The organism is Butyricimonas sp. RTP31003st1_G1_RTP31003_210430, assembly GCF_040920905.1.
In the GTDB taxonomy this organism is placed as follows: Bacteria; Bacteroidota; Bacteroidia; order Bacteroidales; family Marinifilaceae; genus Butyricimonas; species Butyricimonas paravirosa.
Genome location: NZ_JBCOSQ010000113.1, coordinates 1 through 8,535, shown reverse-complemented (window position 1 = coordinate 8,535; position 8,535 = coordinate 1). Strand labels below are relative to the sequence as shown.

The window sequence follows — 8,535 nt, the reverse complement described above, 5'->3', positions numbered from 1 at the left end:
GCGTTATACTCATGCTCCGGCGCATCAGCCAACAAAGCTCCATGCCGCAAACTTCCGGCAAGTAACACCGAAGTCTTCAGATAAATCATCTTGATATATTCTTCCTCCGACACATCATTCCGGGTCTCAAACAACATATCGTATTGTTGCCCCCGACACACGTCCATCGCCACTTGGTTAAAAAAATCTATCGCCCGGCGCAAGTACTTGTCCTCGCAATGCTCGATGCACTGGTAGGCCGTGATCGCCGCCGCATCGCCACTCAGTATGGCCACGTTACTATTCCACTTTTTATGAACAGTCAGCCGTCCGCGCCGCAACTCCGCGTCATCCATCACGTCATCATGTAAAAGCGTGTAATTGTGGAAGATCTCAATCCCGATAGCGGATTTAAGCACCCTCTCTATATCCTCCCGATAAAGATTATATGCCATCAACGTTAAAAGAGGCCGCAAGCGTTTTCCCCCGTCTTCCAGAATATACAGAATCGGTTCGAACAAGGAATACGGCTCCTGTATATACTCTTTCTTGTCTAACTCTTCTTTGATAATCGCTCTAAGTTCATCTATGGTATACATATCCGTCACATTTTCAAATTAGTTCGGCTAAAGTATAAAAAAAGCGCCAACAACCCATCATCTATGCAAAGAAATATCTTTTTCCCACACAGATCCCTTTTTTCTCTCAGCGTGAAAAATAAACCGATTTTCAAACCTTCACCCAATCGCAGAAAAACAGGTCTAATTTCAAATTATTGATTCTTAATGCCGTAATCGTCATGATGAACTCCCGGATAACACTCTTAATTGATAAACAATAGCTGAATAGTTCCGGATGACTTTCGTGTAAAGCGCTATTAGAACGCTATTAAATCCCTATTAAAACGCTATATATAATAGCGTTCTATTAATATTTTAATTGCTTATTAAAATAACTTTATCCGTGAGTGATCATGACTTGATCATAAAATAAAGATAAAATATCGGATAACAAAGAGATGACAACGAGCTTTCCTCTTACAGACCTCCCTTAGTCATAAAAATATCCCGGTCTCTATTTCAGAGAACCGGGACACTCAACGATTCGATTTCGAAAGCTTCTTTTAATATTTTCGACCGTCAATGGCCTTTACCTTCCAATTGCATAAGTTGTTGGGCTACAAACATAATCATGGTCGCATCCATATCCAAAAATGAATGACGTATAAATTTTGCCGCACGTTTTTTCACCGTCTCGTTCGCATTGGCGAACACGTTGGCGAAGCTATACATGAGGGAAGACTTGTAATCATCGTTCAACTGATCATACTCTTTCTCGCATAACGTCATGAAAGCGTCCATATCCCCCGCACCGTAAGATTCGATAAAGCGGAACGCTGTCGTGTAATAATCATCTTTATTCAATCCCAAGTCCATAACTCCTTTTTTTACGACGTTATATTTCTGTTGATTAAAAGGAGCCCGCGCTGTCAGGAAGTTTAAAACCTCCATCTTGTACAGCTCCCCAATCCGGTTCATAATTTTATCTTGAACAGCCGGGGCGAATTTATCCCGATTCGTGATCATATACTGTGCGATGGCATCCGCAGGACTTTCCGTGTAAGTAGTATAGATAAACAGATTTTCTTCTGCCAGACGCTCCTGATCCTTCAAACCATCAAAATAATCCTGCACCATCTTGAAAGCCTCGTCCTTTTTGGTCATGTCCGGCTGACGGTTTTTATAAACCTCTTCCATTTTCATCCCGGCATAAGCGGAGATCAGGTCTGCCGTGCGCTCCCCGCTTTCATAGCGTTGTTGCATACGTTCGGGCGTTTTGTCGGGATCGATCAAGCGGTCGATGCTACCGATAAAAGCATTCCCGTCCATCGCCCCGCCCACCTTGGTCATTAAAATCTTTTCATCGGGAAAACGTTGTTCGTCATCATCTTGCAGGGACCACACCAAGAGGTGTAGAAATCAATAAAAACTTGTTTCTTCTCAGCTTTAGCGGCAGCAAGCGCTTCCTTGTAAGTGATGTCCCGGAAACTCGTCTGGGCCATCAACGAAAGGGTAAACAAGGAAACGGACAAGAATAGAATTATTTTTTTCATCGTATTAAATTTTTAGTAACGTATCATTTATCAATAAGGGGAACACGGGCCATACCCGTACATCGGCCCCAGCATGGCTGTCATATCCACGACTAACTGGCAAACATAACGAACACTTTTCAATTTCCCTTCCCCGGAGAATTGATCAACGGGATGGTAGAGTCATCTCTCCTGGACTTTTACCCACTTCACCGCATCGGCAGAAATCAATCCTCCTCGTATCCCCTTATCGTGCAAAGACAAACAAACCGGTCCTTTCGTTAAATCATAAATCCCAATAGGAATCCAATCAGCATAATAATTTGTCATTCGATATACAAAATCATCTTTATAACGATCATCACCGGATAAACTCACAAAACGATCTAAAGATTTTTTCCCATTCTCCACCTTGATATCAACACTCATGGTCCCCTGTTCCAAAGAATAATAATAAATAAGCGAATCCGTTTGTTGAAACCATTTATGCAGTCCAATCTGATGAACCCACACTTCATATTTCCCTTCATCTAATATTGTTGCCGTCCATTGAATCCTAGCCGTAGAATTACCAACCCTCTTCCCATAAAACCCACGTACAACCCCTCCATAAGCATAAGTACAAACAGATCGAAGCCAACCCTGAAATTCCCCTTTAACAAAATCTGCAGCTGTTCCCAATTCATTTCTTTTTAAAGAATTACCAAAAAAACTTCGAGCCTTTGATTCTATCACCTGGAAACCAGCATCTTCATCATCCACAATAATCTCATCACTTTTTTGTTCCTTAAATACGGAATCAAGAAATAATCTTCGAGGAGGAGATTCAACACACACTTTCTCAGGTTTTATTGAAAAAACATAATCCTCAGGTAAATTTGCAGATAAATTTGTCCGAATAAATGCTTCATCACAAACATATTCCAAGGGCATCGCTACTCGCACATATTCTCCTCCTCGAAGAATCACGCTCCCCACTTCCCGCACGTCAGTTCCATGTTCGAATACTCTTGTGTAACACGTAATTACCCCCTCTATCGTCGAGGTATTATGAACATCAAAAATTAAAAATACGGAATCTTTTACTAATTGCTGACAAACATTTTGAATCAAAAATGAGGGAACTCCCGGTTCATCATACAGCACTTGCATCATTTTTACAATATCAAAATTAAAATATTGTTGGAATTCTACGGCAAATTGAAAAAAATCCACCATTTCAAAACGGTTTTCTTGCCGCCATTTTAGCAAAAAAATCTCAAATGCATCTCGACCGATCAATGCAGATATATATTGACGAAAATAACGACTTTTAAGTTTTAATAATTCATCCAGAAAATCACTTGCATCCGGGTCTTCAAAAGCCTGTCGCAAACTATGCTCCCCAAGATAACGGGATGCTTTTAGAGTTTTCGAAGGACCTATTGTTCCCGATAACTCTTTCCGAAAATTTTCCCTTTCTATTCGATTGACAACAACGTCAATTCCCGGAAATTTATCTGAAAAAAGACCTCCCGTGTTACTAGTATACATTGACGCTAACGACAATGGATTCTTCCCTGTAGCCAATAACCATTGTTTTCCCAATAAACAATCAACAAACCCCATACTCGGAAACTCGTCTATCTCGTCTTGAAAATTTTTAGCATATAAAGCATATATACTAGTAGCTTCAATCGTTGTCCTATCAATCCATTGAGAATGATGTTTTTGCAAATCCTCCAGCTGCTTCTGCAAAAGAGTCACACTAGAACTCTTACACCAACTTTCTGGAATAAATAAAAGTTCAGGTTGTACAAACCCACTTCCATTTCCCACGTCCGAGAGATACGTACAAAGAGCTATGGGTATTTCCACTAAAGCAAGTTTAGTAAAAGGATAATCGCAACCATACTTCTCGGTTAATTTCCTCTTTATCTCTCGAATTCCAGCAACAAGCCCTTCTACAGATCCTTCTACTGTCTGAAAAAATACACCTTCTCTGTCAAAAAAATACACCTCAAAATCACTCCCGTCCACATGAATTTTCTCCCTCTCATATTTCCCTACACACAAACTTATACCTGCTAAAGGATAATCATTGGTGAAACAGGCATAATCTCCATCCAACTCTCGGTATCCTTGCGAAATTACATTTTGTTCTTCTCGATGTCGCACCATCAAACGAAAACGAGTAAACGTGCGTTCTTTCAGCAACTCACCGCCAGGATGAAAAGGCGAACAACTCTCGGGATACCATAAACACTCCGGAATCAAAAAAGTATAATCATTCGACAACAATACAGCATGTTTACCATAACGCAATAAACTATTACTCCATACGGTTTTCTCCGACACAGAATCATCCTTATAAAGATAACAAACTCTTTCATCTATTCCACCAGAATAGTGAAAAATCAACCTTTTTTGCTTTTTACTTTCCAATGATTCATTAACTTTCACGACAATCCCCTCCTGTTCGTATCTTATATTTTCTTCTTCTCCCTCTATACGTGACACTTTCAAAGAAGGGTTCAAATAAAAAATCATTTCCCCCAAAACTCGATCTTTTACATTCTCCAATAATAAGGTATCTATTAGCACCAACTGTCCATCAGCTTGTGAACAACGAATCGAATGACTAAGAATTTTAACATTCCCACAATTCCTGTATTGGCAACATGATTCCCTATATTGTTGTCTTTTTTGTCGATCCAAGTAAAAAAAGCCACTATATACAAACCCTAATCCACACCCCAACAAGATTGTCACGATACCAATTATTTTCCAATAAATTACCACTCGAGACGAATCATCAATACGGGGTATCCCTGCCACAGCAAAAGCGATACATCCCAATCCAATAAACAATATGACAGATCGTTGCAATAAATACCTTCCTAATCCCACATGTCCTAAAATCTGGGAAAAAACATTTGGAATCTCCGTTGCCCTATAATCTAACACTCCGTTCATTTGACTACTTAACCCCAAAACATCCAGCAACAACAGGAGCATCAATAAAACTAAACCTCCAAAAGACACTCTCACGAAAGAATAAACACCCAAAGACACTCCCAAGGCAAATAGAAGAGCCGGGAATGTCAATGTTATCCAATAAAAAAGATAAATTTTCACTGAAAAAGGAATCTCAAAGAAAATATGAAATCCTACCAAGAAGAGAAGTCCTGTCAAATTTAACAAAGATATCACGATCAACACGGCCCCCAATTTTCCGATTAAATAATCTCCATTTCCGTATCGCCTAACTCGTAAAGCCGCCAGTGTATCCAAATGCTTTTCATCCGATATATTATTTCCAACAACGAAAATAACAATTAACGATTGAAACATATTAAAAAGAAAAGCATTTACCAAAGGTAATGCACAGGGAAGAGCTATCAAGTAATGAAAGGCAAACCTTCCCTGTACAAAATATTGACAAACAGGAAGACCTAATATAGTGAAGATACTTAAAATAATAAACACATTATTTCGAAACAGCATCTTCACCTCGTAGAAGGTTATTTGTTTTATATACCCCATGTCTATCATGTTGTCGCTGCTATTTTAAGCACCTCCACGCTTTCTCCCACGACACCATAGTCCAAATCCTACAAATAAAAAAAGCATACCCAATACCCACCAGACTATAGATTGATTCTTTTCCGGTTTTAAAATAACTCCTGGACAAAGTCGCACTTGTTCATTTTTCACCTCCACCTGTTTCATTTCTGTTGTGTAACCGGGCTTACTCACCTCCAAGTAATATGTACCATATTCTCGAATGATATTCGTATCCTCTATAACAGTTGCTCCCAATTCATTAGCATCAGAAAAACGTTCACACAAATAATTACGATTTTTATCATAAACCTTTATTAATGCTCCATCCACTTGACTCATATCTTCATACACGATATTTACATATATTCTGACACTATATTCTTCATCAGACTGAGCCTGTACCATTTTCTGAAATAACAGAAATGCACACACGAGAGAGATCATATTTAACAGCTTCATCGCTATTTCCCATTAAATTTAAATTCTATAATAACTTTATCAGGAGGCAGTGGTACCATAAAATCTGTTTTTTGTTTCAAACTGCCATATTGAGCTTCTACTTCATAATTTTTAAATATTGTTGCATTAGTATAAAACCATCTACCAATAGGCTTGGTTGGTAATATCAGCCATAATCCATCATCATTCAATACATCAACTTGAGTTCCAATAGGAGCCCAAACTTCAAATCCCGATTTCCCATTACCACTTGGAGTTGTCGCAAGGCTTCCTCCGAAAATTAAAGACAAAAACAGCATCCATCTTAATAATAAATATGTGCTCATAATATTTATTTACATTGTTATAATTCATTTAGCTATCACAAAATACATCTTAATTAATGGCCTTTACCTTCCAATTGCATAAGTTGTTGGGCCACAAACATAATCATGGTCGCGTCCATATCCAGGAATGAATGACGTATAAATTTTGCCGCCCGTTTTTTCACCGCCTCGTCCGCACTAGCAAACACGTCGGCAAAACTATACATGAGGGAAGACTTGTAATCATCATTCAATTGATCATACTCTTTCTCGCATAACGTCATGAAAGCGTCCATATCCCCCGCACCGTAAGATTCGATAAAGCGGAATGCCGTCGTGTAATAATCATCTTTATTTAATCCCAAATCCATAACTCCTTTTTTCACAATGTCATATTGCTGTTGATTAAAAGGAACCCGGGCCGTCAGATAATTTAAAACATCCATTTTGTACAGTTCTTTTATTCGATCAGAAATATCATTCTTGATTGCGGGAGCGAATTTATCCCGGTTCGCAATCATATATCGTGCGATTGTATCAGCGGGATTCTCCGTGTAAGACGTGTAGATGAACAAATTTTCTTCTGCCAACCTTTCCTTGTCCTTCAAACCGTCAAAATAATCCTGCACCATCTTGAAAGCCTCATCCTTCTTGGTCATATCCGGTTGACGGTTTTTGTGAACTTCCTCCATTTTCAGACCCGCATAAGCAGAAATCAGGTCGGCCGTACGTTCTCCACTTTCATAACGTTGTTTCATACGTTCGGGTGTCTTGTCGGGATCTATCAGGCGGTCAATACTACCGATAAAACCACTCCCACTCCCCGAACCTCCGACTTTAGTCATCAAGATTTCCTCGGCAGGATTAATAGCAACAAACGTAGGGTATGCTTTTACTTGATAACGTTTTGCCAATTCAGGACCTTCACCCTTTTCCGCATCAATTTTTATACACACAAATTTAGAATTCAAATAATTACCGACTTCTTTCAATGGGAAAATATTTTTCATCATCATCTTACAAGGTCCACACCATGAAGTATAAAAATCAATAAACACGAGTTTTTTTTCAGCTTTAGCAGCCGCAAGAGCCTCCTTGTAAGTAATATCACGAAAATTCGTCTGAGCCACTAATGAAAGGGCAAACAAGGAAACGGACAAGAATAGAATTATTTTTTTCATCGTATTAAATTTTTAGTAACGTATCATTTATCAATAAGGGAAACACGGGCCATATCCATACAACGGCCCCATCATGGCGGTCACATCCACGACTAACTGGCAAACATAACGGACACTTTTCAATTTCCCTTCCCCGGAGAACTGATCGATAGGAGTACCGTAAGGTTGTCCCCCGCGGATATTGTACAAGTACACGGTATAGGTGTTTTCTTTCTGAGTCCCGATCACGATATGATCAAAATTCAAGGAAGTGTCCCCGAAGGGGCCCATATTCCAATACAAATTAAAAACATAAGAAATTGTCTCTCCTGTCGGAAGACCCGTGACGGGAATTTCGATCTCTGTTTCTGCATCAAAATTATAAGCATACAGCTTATTGTTATGTACACTATAAATAAATGTTCCGGTTAACCCGTTCCCGGCAATAATATCTCCTTGCGCCAAATGCAAAGCCGAGTTCAACGGCCGGATCTCCAGAATCGCACCACCGGAAAGCAGGTACAGATAACGGGTGCCGGAAACTTTATCCTGACACAGAAAATAGATGGTTTCGGCTCCTCCCACGTAGTTTAGGCCACTCGATAAACATTCTAGGTTATCTTGATTAATCTCCGTGTTGTACTCGATTTCGGAGGCCGCAACACAATTGTAGTCCACGGTCATAACACGATGTTTCGTGTTATTCCAATACACGTGTCCTCCAAATCCCCCGTCTACAATCTGAACGTGTTTACTTCCCCCGTTATCCAACGGGAAGCCCATTTTTCCGCTATTTTCACTGGTTGAAGAAGAGCGGATTCCTTTATTCGAGAAATAGAATATACTGGCAAGACTACGAATCATGCAATAGGGTTCCTCGTCCGCTTCCATTTCCTCGAAAAGTAGATTCGAATTATCAAATGCTTTCAGCATATCCACGGTACGAAGGCAAATAAGTTTATCCGATTCCGTGGTGATACAGACGGTATTGGCG

8 protein-coding genes are annotated in these 8,535 nt (G+C 39.6%); all 8 read right to left on the bottom strand.

What is annotated here, in order from left to right:
- Positions 1 to 578 (bottom strand): polyprenyl synthetase family protein (locus AB5542_RS20605; protein WP_368243415.1); only part of this gene is annotated, 578 nt, incomplete at its 3' end.
- A 540-nt stretch (positions 579 to 1,118) separates the two neighbouring features.
- Positions 1,119 to 1,889 (bottom strand): hypothetical protein, encoded by a 771-nt coding sequence (locus tag AB5542_RS20600; RefSeq protein ID WP_288215036.1) that lies wholly within the window; start codon positions 1,887 to 1,889, stop codon positions 1,119 to 1,121.
- A complete protein-coding gene (locus AB5542_RS20595; protein ID WP_288215035.1) occupies positions 1,889 to 2,092 on the bottom strand; it encodes a thioredoxin family protein in 204 nt (67 codons plus the stop codon). The genes AB5542_RS20600 and AB5542_RS20595 overlap by 1 nt, the downstream gene beginning before the upstream one ends.
- 162 nt (positions 2,093 to 2,254) lie before the next feature.
- On the bottom strand, positions 2,255 to 5,605 hold the full coding sequence (locus AB5542_RS20590; RefSeq protein WP_288215034.1) for a hypothetical protein: 3,351 nt from the start codon (positions 5,603 to 5,605) through the stop codon (positions 2,255 to 2,257).
- A 15-nt stretch (positions 5,606 to 5,620) separates the two neighbouring features.
- Complete coding sequence (locus AB5542_RS20585; RefSeq protein WP_288215033.1) at positions 5,621 to 6,076, bottom strand: hypothetical protein; 456 nt, start codon at positions 6,074 to 6,076, stop codon at positions 5,621 to 5,623.
- A 2-nt stretch (positions 6,077 to 6,078) separates the two neighbouring features.
- The gene (locus tag AB5542_RS20580; protein WP_147344465.1) at positions 6,079 to 6,402 is read right to left on the bottom strand and encodes a hypothetical protein; all 324 of its coding nucleotides are present in this window, start codon (positions 6,400 to 6,402) and stop codon (positions 6,079 to 6,081) included.
- 53 nt (positions 6,403 to 6,455) lie between these two features.
- Positions 6,456 to 7,562 carry a thioredoxin family protein gene (locus AB5542_RS20575; RefSeq protein ID WP_288215032.1) on the bottom strand — a complete coding sequence of 369 codons (1,107 nt, stop codon included), beginning with the start codon at positions 7,560 to 7,562 and terminating at the stop codon, positions 6,456 to 6,458.
- Between the two features lie 30 nt (positions 7,563 to 7,592).
- A partial coding sequence (locus AB5542_RS20570; protein ID WP_368243414.1) for a hypothetical protein occupies positions 7,593 to 8,535 on the bottom strand: 943 nt, incomplete at its 5' end.

What these genes read in the sequence shown, in the direction of transcription:
- AB5542_RS20600 (WP_288215036.1), bottom strand. Translation starts at nt 1,889, where the DNA reads ATGACCAAGGTGGGCGGGGCGATGGACGGGAATGCTTTTATCGGTAGC.
- AB5542_RS20595 (WP_288215035.1), bottom strand. Translation starts at nt 2,092, where the DNA reads ATGAAAAAAATAATTCTATTCTTGTCCGTTTCCTTGTTTACCCTTTCG.
- AB5542_RS20590 (WP_288215034.1), bottom strand. Translation starts at nt 5,605, where the DNA reads ATGATAGACATGGGGTATATAAAACAAATAACCTTCTACGAGGTGAAG.
- AB5542_RS20585 (WP_288215033.1), bottom strand. Translation starts at nt 6,076, where the DNA reads ATGAAGCTGTTAAATATGATCTCTCTCGTGTGTGCATTTCTGTTATTT.
- AB5542_RS20580 (WP_147344465.1), bottom strand. Translation starts at nt 6,402, where the DNA reads ATGAGCACATATTTATTATTAAGATGGATGCTGTTTTTGTCTTTAATT.
- AB5542_RS20575 (WP_288215032.1), bottom strand. Translation starts at nt 7,562, where the DNA reads ATGAAAAAAATAATTCTATTCTTGTCCGTTTCCTTGTTTGCCCTTTCA.